The sequence below is a fragment of the Chromobacterium sphagni genome, assembly GCF_001855575.1.
Taxonomy (GTDB): Bacteria; Pseudomonadota; Gammaproteobacteria; order Burkholderiales; family Chromobacteriaceae; genus Chromobacterium; species Chromobacterium sphagni.
This window is the reverse complement of record NZ_MKCS01000003.1, coordinates 244,578-259,391: the sequence shown is the minus strand read 5'-3', so window position 1 is coordinate 259,391 and position 14,814 is coordinate 244,578. Positions and strand designations below refer to the sequence as shown.

Genomic DNA, 14,814 nt, shown 5'->3' with positions numbered 1-14,814 from the left:
TATGGAAATGTTGATCATCGGCCTATTGCTGGGCCTGTTGGGCGGCGGCGGGGCCTGGTTTGCCGGCCGCGGCAAAAGCGCGCGCGATCTGGCTGCGTTGCAGCAGGAGGCCGCCAATCTGCAGGCCCAATTGAACGCCGGCCGGCAACAGCTGGACGAGGCTCGTAGCCGCGAGCAGGCCGCCACTCAGGCCATGCAGGCGCAAAGCCTGCAGCTGGCCGACAGCCAGACCCAGCTGGGCGCCTATATTGCCCGTTCGCAGCGGGTGCCGGAACTGGAAAAGCAGCTGGTCGAGCGCGAACAGGCGCTGGCTGGCTTGCAAAAAGAGTTGCGTGAAATCGGCGGACAGCTGGCGATGCGCGAGGAGCAGGGCAGGTTGCTGGACGCCTTGCAGCAGCGCAGCCAGCAGCAGGGGGTGGAGATCACCCGGCTGACGGCGCGCGAGCAGGAGCTTGCCACCACGCTGGAGCAGGAGCGGCTGCAAAACCAAGAGAAGCTGAGCCTGTTGATGGAGGCGCGCCAGACCCTGTCCGAGCAGTTCAAGAACCTGGCCAGCGACATCTTGGAGGAAAAGTCCAAGCGCTTCACCGAGCAGAACCAGCAGAATCTGGGCGCGCTGCTGAATCCGCTGCATGAGCGCATCCAGGGCTTCGGCAAGCTGGTGCAGGATACTTATGAGAAGGATAGCCAGGGGCGCTTGTCGCTGGAGGCCGAACTGAAGCGTCTGCAGGAGCTCAACACCCGGCTGGGCGACGACGCGGTGGCGCTGACCAACGCGCTGACCGGCGCCAGCAGCAAGGCGCAGGGCACCTGGGGCGAGATGGTGCTGGAGAAGGTGTTGGAAACCTCCGGCCTGTCCCGCGATCGCGAATACCGGGTGCAGGTGTCCGACACGCTGGAGACCGAGGACGGCAGCAAGCGCTACCAGCCCGACGTGGTGATAGACCTGCCGGAAGGCAAGCAACTGGTGGTGGATTCCAAGGTGTCGCTCAACGCCTATGTCCGTTACACCGCCGCGGAGGACGACTCGGTGCGGGAGGCGGAGCTGAAGGCCCACATCACCGCGATCCGCACCCATATCCGCGCGTTGTCGGAAAAGCGCTACCAGGATTTGTACAAGCTCAACACGCTGGACTTCGTATTCATGTTCATCCCGGTGGAGCCGGCGTACCTGCTGGCGGTGCAGCGCGACATGAGTTTGTTCAACGAGGCTTTCGAGCGGAGGATCATGATAGTCGGCCCCAGCACGCTGCTGGCCACGCTGCGCACTGTCGCCAGCATCTGGCGCTACGAATACCAGAACCAGAACGCGCAGGAGATCGCGCGCCAGGGCGGGGCTATGTACGACAAGTTCGCGGGCTTCGTCGCCAATATGGAAAAGCTGGGCAAGCAGCTGGATGCCGGCCGCGACACCTTTGGCGACGCCATGCGCCAGCTCTCCAGCGGCCGCGGCAACCTGATGAGCAGCGCGGAGCGGCTGCGCAAGCTTGGCATACGCAACAACAAGCAATTGACCGCGCCAGTGCAGTTGGAAGGCGACGACGAGGAATAGGGCGTTCCATGTCTTGAGTGGTCGCGTTTTGGTATCATTTTCGCTTTGAAATGGCGTGGGAACGGGAATGGGCAAGGTTCGGGTAGGTCTGATATTCGGCGGCTGCTCCTCGGAGCATGAGGTTTCCCTGCAGTCGGCGCGCAATGTGCTTGACGCCATTGATGCCGAAAAATTTGACGTTTCGCTGATCGGCATCGACAAGCAGGGGCGCTGGCATATCAGCCAGGCTTCCAGCTTTCTCTTGCACGCGGATGATCCTGGCAGGATTGCGCTGCGGCAGTCCGGACAGGGCCTGGCGCTGCTTCTGGGAGAAGGGCGGCGGCAGCTGGTGGCTGCCGGCACTTTCCATCCGCTGGCGCAAGTTGATGTTGTCTTTCCCATCGTTCACGGCTCGTTGGGCGAGGACGGTTCCTTGCAGGGCCTGCTGCAAATGGCCAACATTCCCTTCGTCGGCGCCGGCGTGCTGGGCTCTGCGCTATGCATGGACAAGGATGTGGCCAAACGGCTGTTGCGCGACGCCGGGCTGAAAGTCGCCCCTTTTGTCGCCCTGATTAGCGGCCGCGCGGGCCAGCCCGGCTACGCCGACATCGTCGCGCAAATGGGGTTGCCTTTGTTCGTCAAACCGGCCAATCAAGGCTCGTCGGTCGGCGTGAGCAAGGTCCGCGACGAGGCGGAATTCCACGCCGCTTTGGCGCAGGCTTTCCGTTACGATCACAAGGTGCTGGTGGAGCAGGCGGTGGCAGGCCGCGAGATCGAGTGCGCGGTGCTGGGCAACGAGAGTCCGCAAGCCAGCGGCTGCGGCGAGATCGTGCTGAGCGACGAGTTCTATGCCTACGACACCAAATACCTGAACGAGGGCGGCGCCAGGGTGATCGTGCCGGCAGATATCTCCGAGGAGGCCTGCCAGCGCATCCGCCAGGTCTCGATCCAGGCTTTCCAGGCGCTGGAATGCGCCGGCATGGCGCGGGTGGATGTGTTCCTCACGCCGGACGGCGACATCGTGGTCAATGAGCTGAACACCTTGCCCGGCTTTACCAACATCAGCATGTATCCCAAGCTGTGGCAGGCTGCCGGCCTGAGCTACCGCGATCTGATCACGTCGCTGATCGAACTGGCGCTGGCGCGGGGCGATCGGGAGCGGGGCCTGTGCCGCAACGCCTCCCTGCCTGTGGCGGAGCAGACATCGGTTTAAGTTTTACGGCGGGTTTATCTATATTTGTTTACACGAGGGGTGGCGCTGGGTAGAATCTCGCCGCTTCAATTGGCGAATTGTAAGCGCGGCCCGCGTGGCGTCCGCTTGCGATTCCGTTTCGTCCTGTCCGGCGCTGTCTCTGGGGTGCGCCGGGCACGGTCCGCCTCCTCTTTGAAGCGCCAGCCCGGCGTTGCCGGCCTGGCAAGCCATCTCAAAACTACTACTAGAAAAGCTGATGAAAATGACGTTTGCGATCAAGACCGCAGGCTGCGCCGTAGCCGCCGCCCTGCTCGCCAGCCCGGTGCTGGCCAAGGACTTCTCCGTTGCCGTGGTGTACGACCAGGCCGGAAAATTCGACAAGAGCTTCAATGAAGCCGCCTTCAATGGCGCAGAGCGCTTCAAGAAGGAGTTCAAGATCGATTACCGCGAAGGTCAACCCAGCAATGATGCGCAAAAAGAGCAGGTTCTGCGCAATATGGCGCGCAAGGGCGTCGACCTGGTAGTGGCGGTCGGCTTCGCCTACACCCAGTCCATCGAGACCGTGGCCAAGGAGTTTCCCAGCACCAAGTTCACCCTGGTGGATTCGGTAGCCAAAGGCGCCAACGTCCAGAGCATCGCCTTCAAGGAGCAGGAAGGCTCTTTCCTGGTGGGCATGGCCGCCGCGCTGAAATCCAAGACCGGCAAGGTGGGTTACCTGGGCGGCATGGACGTGCCGCTGATCCGCGCCTTCGGCTGCGGTTACGCTCAGGGCGCGCGCTATGTGAACCCGAAAGCCGTGGTGCTGCAGAACATGCTGGGTACCACCCACACCGCCTTCAATGATCCTTCGCGTGGCAACGAGCTGGCCAAGAGCCAGTATGACCGCGGCGCCGATGTGATCTTCGCCGCGGCGGCATTGTCCAATGTCGGCGTGATCCAGGCCGCCAAGGCTTCCAGCAAGTTCTATATCGGCGTGGACAGCAACCAGAATTACATGCAGCCGGGCGTGGTGCTGACCTCTATGGTCAAGCGCGTGGACAATGCCGTGTATGAAACCATGCGCGACGCCAAGAACAACGCCTGGAAGCCGAGCGTCAAGCTGATGGGCCTGAAGGAAAACGGCGTGGACTGGGCGCTGGACAAGTACAACCGCCCGCTGATCACGCCGGAAATGGAGAAGAAGATCGTGGCCGCCCGCAAGGACATCATCGCCGGCAAGATCAAGGTGGTGGATTACCGCGCCGCCAACAGCTGTCCGGTGAACTGATTTTCAGCCAGTTCCCGATCCGGGCCCCCGTTGTTCGCGGGGGCTTTTTCTTGCCCGCCGGGGCCTATGGCCGCCGCTTGTCCGCAGAGTCAAGCTCGATGATGAAGGTATATTTCCCCTGCAACAGCTTGCCGGCCTGCGCAAATGGCGGCTTTATGGTATTCTTGCGCCCCTCGTCAAAATAGCCGTGACCCGTCACCCATCCATGAAAGACCCTTGCGATCATTACACCTTCGACCTGATCGGCGGTGTGCAGAAGAAGCCAGGCCGCAAGCCGCTGGGAGAGCGGGCGATGACGGTGGCGGAGCGCAAGCGGCGCAGCCGCGAGATGCGGCGCAACCGGCTGCAGGAGCTGTCGGTGACGGTGGAGCTGAGCCGCGACGCGCAGAAGTCGCTGGACAAGATGATAGAGTGGTGGGGCGTGAGCAAGAAAGAGGCGATCAACCGCGCGCTGATGATAGCGTGCCAGTCGCAGACCGGCCGCACCGGCACTTTGTTCGATTTTGAGCTGCCGCCGCAGGGAAAAAAGAAATCCCCGCGCCGCAAAGCGCAGGGATGAATTAGAAAAGACTAAATAAAAAACGCCGCGATTCGCGGCGTTTTTTATTACCCGTAGCGTTTCATCGCTTCGATCGCCAAGCCGCTGCCTATGCTGCCGAACAGATTGCCTTCCACGTGGTGCGCCTTGGGCAGCAGGGCGCGGATGCCGGCGCGCAGGGCGGGCACGCCGCTGGAGCCGCCGGTGAAGAATACCGTGTCGATGGCGTCGGCTTGCAATTGGGCATCCGCCAGCAGTTTGCCGACCGTGGCGGCGACCCGGTCCAGCATCTGCCCGATGCTGGCTTCAAAATCCAGCCGGCCAAGGTCGCAGCGCAGGCCGGCTTCAATGGGGTCCAGCGCCATGCGATGGCTGTCCTGGTCGGACAGCGCGATCTTGGCGGCTTCCACTTCCATCGCCAGCCAGTGGCCGGCGCGCTGCTGGATCAGCCGGAACAAGCGGTCCAGCTTGCCGGGTTCGGCCGCGTCGCGGTGCACGTCCTGCAAGTCGATCCAGGCCTTGCGGGTGTAGGCGAAGTTGATGGTGTGCCAGGTGGCTAGATTGAAGTACTGGCTGGACGGCATCTCGGCGTTGTTGCGCAGCCGGGTCTTGAAGCCGAACAGCGGCATCACGCCATGCAGGCTGAGCTGGCGGTCGAAATCGGTGCCGCCGATGTGCACGCCGCCGGTGGCCAGGATGTCGTCGCGGCGCTCCGCTTGCGTCCTGCGTTCCGGGGCCAGGCGGATCAGGGTGAAGTCCGAAGTGCCGCCGCCGATGTCGACGATCAATACCAGTTCTTCCTTCCGCACCGAGGCTTCGTAGTCGAATGCCGCGGCGATAGGTTCCAGTTGGAAGGAGATGTCCTTGAAACCCACCTGGCGGGCGATGTCGGCCAGCGTGCTCTCGGCTAGTTTGTCGGCCTGGGGATTGTCGTCGACAAAGAACACGGGGCGGCCCAGCACCACCTCGTCGAAAGCGCGGCCGGCATTGGTTTCGGCGCGCAGCTTCAGTTCCCTGATGAACAGGGTGAGCAATTGGCGGAAGGGCAGCGCCTTGCCTTGCACTTCGGTTTGGCCATCTATCAGGCTGGAGCCCAGCAGGCTTTTCAGCGAGCGCATCAGGCGGCCTTCATAGCCGTCTATGTATTCGCGCAGCGCTTCCCGGCCAAAGCGGGAATGGTCTTCCTCGTAATTGAAGAACACTACCGACGGCAGCGTGATTTTGCCGTCTTCCAGTTGCAGCAGCGTGTCCTGGCCGGGGCGCAGCCAGCCTACGGTGGAGTTGGAGGTGCCAAAGTCGATACCGCAGGCGCGGGCAGCGGTTTGGGGCGTCATTCAGGCATCTCCTTGAAATAAAAAGAGGCGCGATGGTACGCGGAAAGGCGCGGCATGGGAAGGGGGAGGCGCGTCAGTCTTTGCGCTTGAGCCGGTGCAGCTGGTTGGCCTGATGGCGGGCATCCTCTTCGCTGTGCAGGTAGCGGCGAGTGGTCTGGATGCTGGCGTGGCGCAGGTTCTGGCTGACCAGCAGCAAGGGGATGCCCGCTTCCAGCTGATGGCTGGCCGCGGTATGGCGCAGCCAATGGGTGCTGGCGAGGGTTAGCTGGCTGCGTATTTCGTCACTGGGGGCGTGTTGGCGGGCGCGGGAGAACACTTCTTTGCAGATCAGGTAGATGGCCTTGTCCGACATCGATTCATGGCGGTTTTTCTCGCCGATGCGGCAAACCAGCGGGGTCTCGTCGCCGGCGGCGATGTCGGCCGCGAGGCCCAGGCTTCGGCGGTAGCGGCCATATGCCGCCATCAGTTCGTCAGACAAGGGTATCCTGGCGGAAACATCGCCCTTGCCGACGACATTCCACCACCAGTTGCCATGGCGGCGGACAAAGTCGCCGGCCTTGGCGCCGGCCACTTCGCTGCGACGGGCGCCGGTCAGATACAGCAGGGTAATGAGCCAGCGCGCGCGCTCGGCGTGGCGGATTTCCTTGGCGTTGCCGCGCGGCAGCTGTTCCAGCGTGGCTTGCAGATGCAGCCAGCAGGCCGCGTCCAGGAAGCGTTCCACCTCTGCGCCGGCTTGCCGGCGGCTGCGGCGGCGCAGCAGCTTGAACGGGTTGCCGTTCAGATAGCCGGCATCGTTGAGATAAGCGAACATCGCGCCGAGCACGGTCAGGCTGTGGGCAATGCTCTGCGGCGTCAAACCCTTGCTGAATGGCTTCCATTGCGGATGGCTGCGCGGGCGCGGCGGGCCTATCCATTGCTCCGCGGGGTAAGGGGAGGCCAGGAAGCGCTGGTAGTCCAGCACGTCTTCCCGCTTCAGCCGGGCCAGGTTCTGCTGCCTGCCATTCAGCCACAGCAGCAGCCGCTCTGCTTCCTTGCGGTAGCTGGCCAGGGTGGCAGGCTTGTCGGCGTGCTCGGCCAGCCAGGTCAGCACGGCTTGGCCGTCGGACTGGGCCTGGATCAGCAGCGGCGTGGCAGGCGGCAGGCGGGGGGTGTCGGGCAGCATGGCGAATCGAGTGTGGTGGTCAGGGCTGGATTGTAAGGGAACTCGGCATGCGCAGGTTGTTCGCCGCCAACTTCATATTTGATTTTGGCGGCTGGACGGCTGCCCGGGCATGGCGAGCTTGCTGACCGATGAGGCCTGATAAAAACAGCGCGGCGGCGCTTCCTTGGCACCGCCGCGCTGTCCCTGGCAGCTCTGATTGGCGACTGATTAAGAATCCATGCCCAGCAAACGTTGCAGCTTGCCGATAATCTGTTGCCGATTGGCTTCTTCCTGCCGGTAGGCCTGCTCCGCCGCGACCACATCGGCGGAGCAATGTGGACAGGCGGTTTCATCGGGCTGGATGTATTGCTTGCAGCTGCGGCAAATCGCCAGCGCGGCAGGAGGGCGGCCGGTCTCCGGTGCCCGTTTGCCCTGATTCTTCCAGGCCAACTCTATGACTTGCCCGCTGCGGCTGATCTGGCTGACCACCTTGCCGGTGGCGATTTCTTCGGTGACGAGATCGAAGCGGCCGACTGCGAAAGAAGTTTGGGCGGCGTCCTGCAGCTTGACTATGCGCTCGCGCAGGCCTTTTTTTTGCAGATCCAGCGTGCGGTGATGGCAATAGGGATTGTTGCCCGGCTTGCCTAGCAGAGAGTGGGAGGTCCAGGTACAGCCGCCGCGGCAGACGTCGTTGTAGTAGCAGGTTCGGCAATAGCCCCACAAATCTTCCACCGAACGCAGGCGGCCGAAGTGCATGCCCTCGCTGTGATGCCAGATGTCGTCCAGCGTCATGTCGCGGACATTGCCGCCGGAGAAGCCGACAGTGGCGAGCGATGGGCAGCCCTTTACGGTGCCATCGGCCTCCAGCGCCATCACCGTCTGACCAGCCGCACAGCCGGCCCAGTGCACGCGCTCGTCGCCGAAACCGCGCCAGATATGCTCATAGGGCCCGTAATAGCCGATGTTGTTGCCCACATTCATCAATAGGCCGCGTTCCAACCCCTCCTTGTACAGGCGGGCCAGCAAGGGCATCAGGTCGAGAAGCTGGTAAGGCTGCAGCAGCAGCTGGTCATTGTCCACCGCATTGCCCATCGCCACTGTCAGCTGGATTTGCCAGTGAGTGGCGCCCAGTTCGATGATGCGGTCCATCAGTTCAGGCAGGTCCGGCATGGTGGCGGCGCCGATCTGGGTATTGACGCTGACGGCGAGGCCGGCCGCCTTGGCTCGGCGCAGCGCATCGACCGCCTTGTCGAACGAGCCGGGCACGTTGCGCACCTTGTCATGCAGCGGCGGCAGTCCATCCAGGGAGACGCCCACGCCATTGAGACCCGCATCCACCGCCTGCTGCAGCCGGGCAGCATTCAGGTTGCGGCCGCCGGTCTGGACGGCGCAGTACATGCCATGGTCGCGGATGGCGCGGATCAGTTGCGTCCAGTCCTTGCGCAGATAGGCTTCGCCTCCTATCAGCGTGATCTCGCGGGTGCCCAGCGCGGCCAGGGAGTCGATCACCTGCAGGCACTCCGCGGTATTCAGTTCGCTGGGGCGGCGATGGCCGGCGCGTGAGCCGCAGTGCAGGCATTTCAGGTCGCAGGCCAGCGTGATTTCCCATACCACGTGCACGGGCGTGTAGCGTTTGAAATCGTCGTCGCTGAGGTAGCGGGCGGGGCGTACGGCAGGACTGTCTAGCATGGAAGATGTCCTTGGCTGGTGCGCCGGCCTGATGGTCGGGCCGGCGCGGGAGTGGCTTACTGCTGTTTCTCCAGGCGGATGATCTCGCCCTTGAGCTGAGTCAGCGCGTTCTGGATGGTGTCGTGCTGTTTCAGCTGTTCTTCCGCTTGGCTGGCCAATGCCTTGAGCTGAGCGACATCGGTGCTGCCGCGAGCCTGTTGCAGCGCGGCGGCATAGAGCGGAATCGGGTGGTGGTGGGTGGGGCGGTGGCTGCCTTCCGCCGATTTTGCTGGCGCCTGCTTGTCTTCGGTCACTACGGCGTGAACCACGTTATGCCATGCGCCCTGATAGAAGAATCGGTAGCTGGCGAAGCCTTTTTCCCAATCTTGTTCCAGGATGCCTTGCAGGTGGAAGGTCTCGGCAATTTGGCTGTTGGGAGAGCTGGGGCTGCCATCCAGCGATAGCACGATGTGGTGCTCGGAGGCTTTGTCCAGCTTGGCTTGGGAGAAATGGCCCCAGACATTGGCGTGGAAACGCACTGGCGGGTTGGTGCTTTGGAAGATCTGGGCCGCGCCGGTCACTTTCTTGCTGGCGGTATCCACCACCAGGTCCAGAGTCAGGACGGGGGCGCCTAGATTGGGGGAGGCAATGGTTAAGCGGGTGTGGAACAGTCCGGCTGCTGCTGACATGGAGTACTCCTTGGTCATTTGGAAAAGTCGAGAACGGATGGACGAAGCCCCCTGCTAGCCTCCCAGCTTGGAGATTTCAGCCTTCAGCTCGGCCAGGGCCGACTCCAGTTGCGGCTTGCTGTCCAGCTGCTGCTGGGCCAGGCTGGCCAGGGTTTTCATGTGGGTCAGGTCGCCGCTGGCGATGGCGCTCTGGATGGGCACGCCGTAGAGCGGGATTACCCGTCCGCCCGAGGGGATGACCGGGCCCGGCTCAAGCGGGATTTCAGGGTAGCGGCGCGATTGCAGCTTTTCGTTCAGCTTGGCGGGAACGTTTTCAACCTCCACCCATTGCTGGCCGTTGAAATAGCTGTAGTTGGCCACGCCCTTCTTCCAGTTGTGCTCCAGCACCAGATGAATCTTGAAGTTGGCGGCGGAGTTGGAATGGGGGCCGCCCTGATTGCCTTGCGCCGTGATCAGTATCCTACCTTCGCTGGGCGGCATGATGGTCAGATAGGTGTATTGGCCCCACACGTCCGAGTGCAGGTCCAGCGGCGGATTGGTGGCTTGGGTGACGCGGGCTGTGCCGGCTACGGTCTCTCCGGCGCTGTTGACCAGCAGGTTCAGTTGCAGGGTTTGGGCGCCGGGCGCGCCGGTGGTGATGATGTAGCTGACCGGAAACAGTCCTTCAAGAGCCTGAGTGTTGCCTGACATAGAACCTCCGCAAGTGGGACGATGATGCCGGGATCGGCTTAGCGCTTTTCCAGGCGGGAAATTTCACTTTCCAGATTCTTGAGCTGGGCGCGCAGATCATTCAGATACTGCTCGCTCTGCTTGTGCAGCTGTTTCATCTGGGGAAGACTGCCTTCGGCTATGGCTTGCTGAATGGCTACGCCGTAGGGCTGGACGGTATGGGTGGGCTGTGCGCTCATGTTCGTTTTCTCGAAGAAATTGAAAGCATGGAGAGGGGAATATGCGCGGGGCGCCGTCATTCGGGCTTGGCGAACTCCGGGCAGTGCTTTCTGATTAGCAGCTGGCCCGGTTTCTGCTCTGCCCTTAAGTACAGGGGCGGGTGACGGAGAGGGGGATGAGGGGGTGCGAGGGAGTTCAGTTGCAGCTGGAGGCCCGGCGCGGCACTACCATTCGTTGGACTCCGGCGGTGTGCCATCGGACAGCATTACATCCTGCATCCATTTGCTCATTTGGAATTGAAGATTGCTGGTGCCCACCCATACCGCCATCAACGGAGTGTGCAGGGGTGAGTCGTTGCCCAGCTTGGCCAGCGTGCGTTGCAGGATCGCTCCCTGCTCTTGCAATGTGATGAACGCCGTGGTGTTGGCCGGGTGCTGGAAGTTTCTCAGCAGTTTGGCGATGGCGTCGATCTGGGCCTGCCTGTCGGCCTGCGAGTCGGATGCCGCAGAAGGCAATTGCTGCAAGGCGGCCAGGAAGGCCAGTGCTTTCGGGTCGGTGTCGAAGTCGGGCCATTTGGACACAGCCTTCTTGGCTTTTTCGGTTTTCTGGGTTTCGGCGGGGGCGGGCGTCACCGGCATCTCGGCGGCTGCGGCAGCCTGCAGCCTCTGCAGCAGAGAGGCGGGGGCGTCCGGTGTCCGGGATGGCTCAGGATGGGACGAGAGGGCGAATGGCGAGTGGATCATTCGATGTCTCCTTGCGAATGGCGGATCGGATGCAGAGCGGCCGCATCACCGGGCTCCAGGGGGTGCTCCAGTTGACGCAGCAGCCGCGCCAGCGAGGCGGCGGCCGTCCTGCGGCAGTCTTGCCGCACATCTTCCAGGCTCTGCAGCAATTGCCTGCCAGCGGGTTCCACATATTGCTCCGGAGAGAATTCCGCTGCCTGATCGGCGCAGCGCATGACGAAGCGCGGGTCGGCGTGATAGTCGATGCGTATCGCGCCAGGCCAGTTGTCCGCCAAGAGCGCCATCAGCCGCGGCTGCAGATGTCTGGCGTGCTGAGGTAGTTGCAGATTCAGGGTGTCGGTCTGGACGCTGTCTTGCGAGCGCAGCCATTCGTCCAGCAATAACAGCAGGGTGTCCGGATGGTCGACGGCGGCCGACAGCATCTCGCGAGCCTGTTCGCCAAGCCGTTCCCGCCATCGCCGGGCTTGCGCCTGGCTGTCGGCCAGGTGAGCCGCCACCTGGCCCAGCGCCTCCTGCATGCCTTGCTGATAGCCGTCCCGGCATGCCTGCCGCTGGATGGCATCGGCTTCCCGCCTGGCGTCGCGCAGCAAGGCCTGGGCTTGTTTGCGCGCTTGGCGCTCCAGCTGATGGTGTCGGTTGGAGCCATGAATCTGTTTGCGCCGTATCAGCACGCCCTCGTCAATGGCAAGCGGGCGGGGAGTGGGGATGTCTCTGGGCATATTGCAGGGCCAAGGTCAGTAACAGAGGGTCGGGAGAGGCGTCTGGCACGGCGGCCGCGCTCGATTCCGGAGGGAAAAGCAGCGGCAGCCTTTGCGCCAGCGCCGGGGGCAGCTGATTGCTCCAGCCCAGCAACTGGCCGTAGCCGGCAGCCAGCAGATCGGCGTGGTTGATCGCTTGCTGCGGCCGGTGGCCGGCGCGGGTTTGCAGCGGCATGGCGGAAAAATCCCGCGCCCAAGACGGCAGGCGCAGCGATGCGCCTTGCCAGGCCAGGCCGGCTCGCAGCAGTTGGCTTCCCATCAGATAGGCCGCTTGCGGCAAGCGGTGCCAGTGGCGCAGCCATTGCCGGGTGAGGCTGTTCGGCGAGTCGGCGGGCCAGCCGCTGTCCAGACGGTAGGCCGCAATCAGCATGTCGTTGATTATGGCGCGTTGCCCGGGCTCATCCATCGTCTGCGGCAATTGCAGGCGCCTGCGATGCAAATAGCCTAGCGGGTCGAACAGGATGGCGCGCACGAGCGGGTCCTGGCTGGAGTCAACCATGTTGTTCGTCACCGGGAGCTGGCGCGCGCGGGCGGGCGGCGTCGCCTTCTCCTGCGGCGCGGCGGCGCCATAACCAGCCGGCCGCGCCGGCCAGCAAGGCCAGACCCGCCAGCGCCGCGATCAGCCAGGCCATGCCGCTCCGGCCTTCCTCCGGCCGGGGGCCGGGGGACTGCTGTTGGGCTTCGCTGCGGCGCGACAGCACTACCGAGATGTTGTCGTACTCCACTTCGGCGAAGCTGTTCTTCAGGAAGCGCTTGATGTCGTTGATCATGGTCGCCGGATCGGCTTCGCTGTCGTATACCGCCAGCGCGGAAATGTGCATGGGCTGGACTGCGCGGCCGGCTTCGCCGCCGTCCAGGTCATAGCTGACATGGACGCGCGCCGACAGGATGCCGGCCATGGTCTGCAGCGATTGCTCCAGCCTCTGCTCCAGTGCGGAATACAGCCGCGCCTTCTCCGCCCGGGGCGAGGACACCAGCGAGTCGGAGGGGAACATCTGCGCCACCTCCACCCGTGGCCGCGATGGCAGGTTGTAAATTCTCAGCCAGTCCACCGCGGCGGCGAAGTCGGGCTGTGCCACGCCGATGCTGAAACCGGTTTTGCCGCGGTCGGTTTTGTCGGCCTCGATATTGTGGCGCTGCAGCACAGCCACCACTTCGTTCGCCTGTTGCTGATCCAGGCCCTTGAGCAGGTCCTTTTGCTGGCAGCCGGCCAGCAGCAGCGTCAACAGCGCCGCTTTCAGGCAGGCGCGCATCATGAGCGCAGCAGGCTTTCCACCGCGCCCACGGTCTTGCGGGTGAGAGTGCTGATCATCGACACTTCCAGGTTGTAGTTGGAGGTGCGTTGCTGCAGCGCGAACAGTTCCGCCGGGTTGGTGATCATTTGCGGCTGTTCCAGCTTTTGCAGGATGGCGTCCTTCTCCATGCCGGTGCTGACGGCGGAGTGGGAGAAAGCCTGGATCAGCCTGGCCTCCAGCGAGACGGTCTGGTCTTCGCTGCGGGTGATGTCGCTGGACTGGGCCAGCGCTTGCAGTTGAGCGGCTCCTATGGAACTCATGCGGGGCTCCTTGACGGCCGCCGGCGAAGCCGGCGGCGCGGGTTAGCGGAAGTTCTGGATGATGGCGGCGTCGATATCCTTGAACGCCTTCACCGTGTTCGATTGCGCATTGCGGTACAGATTGTATTCGGACAGTTTGCTCTGGTACTGGGCCAGCAGTTCCGGATCTGACGGCTTGTTCTTGAGCGCTGCCAGCGCATTTTCCACCTGCGTGTGCATGTCTTTCACGCCTTCGTCGAACTTGGCGGAGGTTTCGTCCAGATAGCCGCTCCATGGGAAATCGATTTTTGCCATAGCTAGTGGGTCCTTTTGGTCAAAGTGGCTTGGGGAAATACCAGTGGCCGGTTTCCATCTTCACGTAGCCCTGGTTGCCGTACTTGAAGGACTTGCCCTTGAGCCAGTCGTCCTTCAATTCAATGGCGAACTGCACGTAGCGGCTACCCCATTGTCGGTAGTAGCCGTCGACAAACTGACGTGCGCGTTGCAGTTCGCCATCGTCTAGCGCGCCGGCGATCACGAAGGTGACGCTGTCGCGGTTGTCTTTGCGGTTGTAGGGCAACGCCAGGCGGAGCAGGCCGGTTTCCGCCTGGCGCGCCGCAGCGGCGTCGTCCATCGGCACGATGTCCACCTGGTCGGCATAGGGCAGCTGTTCGGCCAACTGCCGGCCAAGCTTGCCGCGGGCGTCCGGGCTCAGCGCGCCGCGCTGCTGACTGATCCACAGCTGGGGCCGGCGGGGATTGTCCAGCTGCAGGCGGTAGTAGGGGAGGTCGGGATGCGTGTCGGCCAGCCAGTGGGCGAGGCGCTCGTTCTCCCGGCGCGGACTGACCACCCTGGTGTTGCGGCCGGTATCGCCGCGCAACAGCGCCTGCTGCGCCCATGTGCCGTCGCGGTCGTTGCCGGCGGCGACGTAGAACACGCCATCCCGGCCAGGCAGCACCTGGAAGCGCTGCGTGTCCCGGCCCAGCAGCGACGACAACTGCGCAGCCTGCCGCTGCGGCGTGTTCCACAGCCAATAGCCGCCGCCCGCCAGGGCGGCCAGCAGGGTCAGCGCCAGCGCCGCGGGCCAGATAGGGCGCGCTTGGCGCTGCGCTTGGCCTGGCTGCTCGGGCGCAGCCTCCGGATGGTTGAGGATTTCCGCCAGCCAGGGCAGATGCTGTGGGCGCAGCGCCAACTCCAGCGCGCCGACTTTCAGCAACTGGTTGAAGCCAGCCGGGTATTCTTCCACCAGGCTTTCGCCCAGTTGCCGTATGGATGCCCGATTATCGGCCACCAGCACTTCGAAGTTGACGCCGCCTTGCTCCAGAGGCACATACAAGGCATCCGCCGGCAGCTCCGGCAGGGCCGAGGTTTCGGACGGCAGCTGGCTGGGGCCGACCACGAACAGCGTCCTGCCTTGTGGCAGCGCGAATTCGCAGCCGCGCAGGCGGCTGTTGAGCAGTCGAACCACGATGACGTCGGGTTCGTTTGGATGGATGTCTTCTACGGCCATGGTGTCTTTGCTGATCTGCAT

Annotated in this window: 17 protein-coding genes; 4 read left to right on the top strand and 13 right to left on the bottom strand. The window is 63.4% G+C overall.

The genetic code is table 11. The features are described from left to right. Position 1: 1 nt before the first annotated feature. From BI347_RS20160 to BI347_RS20145, 4 genes are all read left to right on the top strand, one after another. Positions 2 to 1,552 (top strand): DNA recombination protein RmuC, encoded by a 1,551-nt coding sequence (locus BI347_RS20160; RefSeq protein WP_071113527.1) that lies wholly within the window; start codon positions 2 to 4, stop codon positions 1,550 to 1,552. Positions 1,553 to 1,619: 67 nt separating this feature from the next. Further along, complete coding sequence (ddlA, locus tag BI347_RS20155; protein ID WP_071116892.1) at positions 1,620 to 2,744, top strand: D-alanine--D-alanine ligase; 1,125 nt, start codon at positions 1,620 to 1,622, stop codon at positions 2,742 to 2,744. 235 nt (positions 2,745 to 2,979) lie between these two features. Continuing rightward, positions 2,980 to 3,990 (top strand): BMP family lipoprotein, encoded by a 1,011-nt coding sequence (locus BI347_RS20150; RefSeq protein ID WP_071116891.1) that lies wholly within the window; start codon positions 2,980 to 2,982, stop codon positions 3,988 to 3,990. A gap of 205 nt (positions 3,991 to 4,195) precedes the next feature. Beyond that, the gene (locus tag BI347_RS20145) at positions 4,196 to 4,549 is read left to right on the top strand and encodes a hypothetical protein (protein WP_071113524.1); all 354 of its coding nucleotides are present in this window, start codon (positions 4,196 to 4,198) and stop codon (positions 4,547 to 4,549) included. A gap of 47 nt (positions 4,550 to 4,596) precedes the next feature. On the opposite strand, the gene BI347_RS20140 is transcribed toward BI347_RS20145, so the two are convergent. From BI347_RS20140 to BI347_RS20080, 13 genes are all read right to left on the bottom strand, one after another. Then, the gene (locus BI347_RS20140; RefSeq protein ID WP_071116890.1) at positions 4,597 to 5,862 is read right to left on the bottom strand and encodes an Hsp70 family protein; all 1,266 of its coding nucleotides are present in this window, start codon (positions 5,860 to 5,862) and stop codon (positions 4,597 to 4,599) included. Between the two features lie 73 nt (positions 5,863 to 5,935). Further along, positions 5,936 to 7,024 carry a tyrosine-type recombinase/integrase gene (locus BI347_RS20135; RefSeq protein WP_071116889.1) on the bottom strand — a complete coding sequence of 363 codons (1,089 nt, stop codon included), beginning with the start codon at positions 7,022 to 7,024 and terminating at the stop codon, positions 5,936 to 5,938. 207 nt (positions 7,025 to 7,231) lie between these two features. Continuing rightward, positions 7,232 to 8,692 (bottom strand): GDL motif peptide-associated radical SAM/SPASM maturase, encoded by a 1,461-nt coding sequence (locus BI347_RS20130; protein WP_071113521.1) that lies wholly within the window; start codon positions 8,690 to 8,692, stop codon positions 7,232 to 7,234. Between the two features lie 56 nt (positions 8,693 to 8,748). Then, on the bottom strand, positions 8,749 to 9,360 hold the full coding sequence (locus BI347_RS20125; RefSeq protein WP_071113533.1) for a DUF1842 domain-containing protein: 612 nt from the start codon (positions 9,358 to 9,360) through the stop codon (positions 8,749 to 8,751). A 54-nt stretch (positions 9,361 to 9,414) separates the two neighbouring features. Beyond that, complete coding sequence (locus BI347_RS20120; RefSeq protein ID WP_071113520.1) at positions 9,415 to 10,050, bottom strand: DUF1842 domain-containing protein; 636 nt, start codon at positions 10,048 to 10,050, stop codon at positions 9,415 to 9,417. 38 nt (positions 10,051 to 10,088) lie between these two features. Continuing rightward, on the bottom strand, positions 10,089 to 10,268 hold the full coding sequence (locus BI347_RS20115) for a DUF1843 domain-containing protein (RefSeq protein WP_071113519.1): 180 nt from the start codon (positions 10,266 to 10,268) through the stop codon (positions 10,089 to 10,091). 204 nt (positions 10,269 to 10,472) lie between these two features. Then, the gene (locus tag BI347_RS20110; protein ID WP_139167012.1) at positions 10,473 to 10,991 is read right to left on the bottom strand and encodes a hypothetical protein; all 519 of its coding nucleotides are present in this window, start codon (positions 10,989 to 10,991) and stop codon (positions 10,473 to 10,475) included. Then, positions 10,988 to 11,710 carry an oxygen-regulated invasion protein OrgB gene (locus tag BI347_RS20105; protein WP_139167274.1) on the bottom strand — a complete coding sequence of 241 codons (723 nt, stop codon included), beginning with the start codon at positions 11,708 to 11,710 and terminating at the stop codon, positions 10,988 to 10,990. The genes BI347_RS20110 and BI347_RS20105 overlap by 4 nt, the downstream gene beginning before the upstream one ends. After that, on the bottom strand, positions 11,670 to 12,248 hold the full coding sequence (locus tag BI347_RS20100; RefSeq protein WP_071116887.1) for a type III secretion apparatus protein OrgA/MxiK: 579 nt from the start codon (positions 12,246 to 12,248) through the stop codon (positions 11,670 to 11,672). The genes BI347_RS20105 and BI347_RS20100 overlap by 41 nt, the downstream gene beginning before the upstream one ends. After that, positions 12,241 to 13,005 carry an EscJ/YscJ/HrcJ family type III secretion inner membrane ring protein gene (locus BI347_RS20095; RefSeq protein WP_071116886.1) on the bottom strand — a complete coding sequence of 255 codons (765 nt, stop codon included), beginning with the start codon at positions 13,003 to 13,005 and terminating at the stop codon, positions 12,241 to 12,243. Before BI347_RS20095 ends, BI347_RS20100 begins: the two co-directional genes overlap by 8 nt. Continuing rightward, the gene (gene sctI, locus BI347_RS20090; RefSeq protein WP_071113353.1) at positions 13,002 to 13,304 is read right to left on the bottom strand and encodes a type III secretion system inner rod subunit SctI; all 303 of its coding nucleotides are present in this window, start codon (positions 13,302 to 13,304) and stop codon (positions 13,002 to 13,004) included. The genes BI347_RS20095 and sctI overlap by 4 nt, the downstream gene beginning before the upstream one ends. Before the next feature lie 42 nt (positions 13,305 to 13,346). Continuing rightward, positions 13,347 to 13,598, bottom strand: coding sequence for a type III secretion system needle complex protein (locus tag BI347_RS20085; protein ID WP_071113354.1), 252 nt, complete (start codon positions 13,596 to 13,598; stop codon positions 13,347 to 13,349). A 19-nt stretch (positions 13,599 to 13,617) separates the two neighbouring features. Beyond that, positions 13,618 to 14,814 carry a PrgH/EprH family type III secretion inner membrane ring protein gene (locus BI347_RS20080; protein ID WP_239690968.1) on the bottom strand — a complete coding sequence of 399 codons (1,197 nt, stop codon included), beginning with the start codon at positions 14,812 to 14,814 and terminating at the stop codon, positions 13,618 to 13,620.

Coding starts and splice junctions, on each gene's coding strand:
- BI347_RS20160 (WP_071113527.1), top strand. CDS start 2: ATGGAAATGTTGATCATCGGCCTATTGCTGGGCCTGTTGGGCGGCGGC.
- ddlA (WP_071116892.1), top strand. CDS start 1,620: ATGGGCAAGGTTCGGGTAGGTCTGATATTCGGCGGCTGCTCCTCGGAG.
- BI347_RS20150 (WP_071116891.1), top strand. CDS start 2,980: ATGAAAATGACGTTTGCGATCAAGACCGCAGGCTGCGCCGTAGCCGCC.
- BI347_RS20145 (WP_071113524.1), top strand. CDS start 4,196: ATGAAAGACCCTTGCGATCATTACACCTTCGACCTGATCGGCGGTGTG.
- BI347_RS20140 (WP_071116890.1), bottom strand. CDS start 5,862: ATGACGCCCCAAACCGCTGCCCGCGCCTGCGGTATCGACTTTGGCACC.
- BI347_RS20135 (WP_071116889.1), bottom strand. CDS start 7,024: ATGCTGCCCGACACCCCCCGCCTGCCGCCTGCCACGCCGCTGCTGATC.
- BI347_RS20130 (WP_071113521.1), bottom strand. CDS start 8,692: ATGCTAGACAGTCCTGCCGTACGCCCCGCCCGCTACCTCAGCGACGAC.
- BI347_RS20125 (WP_071113533.1), bottom strand. CDS start 9,360: ATGTCAGCAGCAGCCGGACTGTTCCACACCCGCTTAACCATTGCCTCC.
- BI347_RS20120 (WP_071113520.1), bottom strand. CDS start 10,050: ATGTCAGGCAACACTCAGGCTCTTGAAGGACTGTTTCCGGTCAGCTAC.
- BI347_RS20115 (WP_071113519.1), bottom strand. CDS start 10,268: ATGAGCGCACAGCCCACCCATACCGTCCAGCCCTACGGCGTAGCCATT.
- BI347_RS20110 (WP_139167012.1), bottom strand. CDS start 10,991: ATGATCCACTCGCCATTCGCCCTCTCGTCCCATCCTGAGCCATCCCGG.
- BI347_RS20105 (WP_139167274.1), bottom strand. CDS start 11,710: ATGCCCAGAGACATCCCCACTCCCCGCCCGCTTGCCATTGACGAGGGC.
- BI347_RS20100 (WP_071116887.1), bottom strand. CDS start 12,248: ATGGTTGACTCCAGCCAGGACCCGCTCGTGCGCGCCATCCTGTTCGAC.
- BI347_RS20095 (WP_071116886.1), bottom strand. CDS start 13,005: ATGATGCGCGCCTGCCTGAAAGCGGCGCTGTTGACGCTGCTGCTGGCC.
- sctI (WP_071113353.1), bottom strand. CDS start 13,304: ATGAGTTCCATAGGAGCCGCTCAACTGCAAGCGCTGGCCCAGTCCAGC.
- BI347_RS20085 (WP_071113354.1), bottom strand. CDS start 13,598: ATGGCAAAAATCGATTTCCCATGGAGCGGCTATCTGGACGAAACCTCC.
- BI347_RS20080 (WP_239690968.1), bottom strand. CDS start 14,814: ATGCAGATCAGCAAAGACACCATGGCCGTAGAAGACATCCATCCAAAC.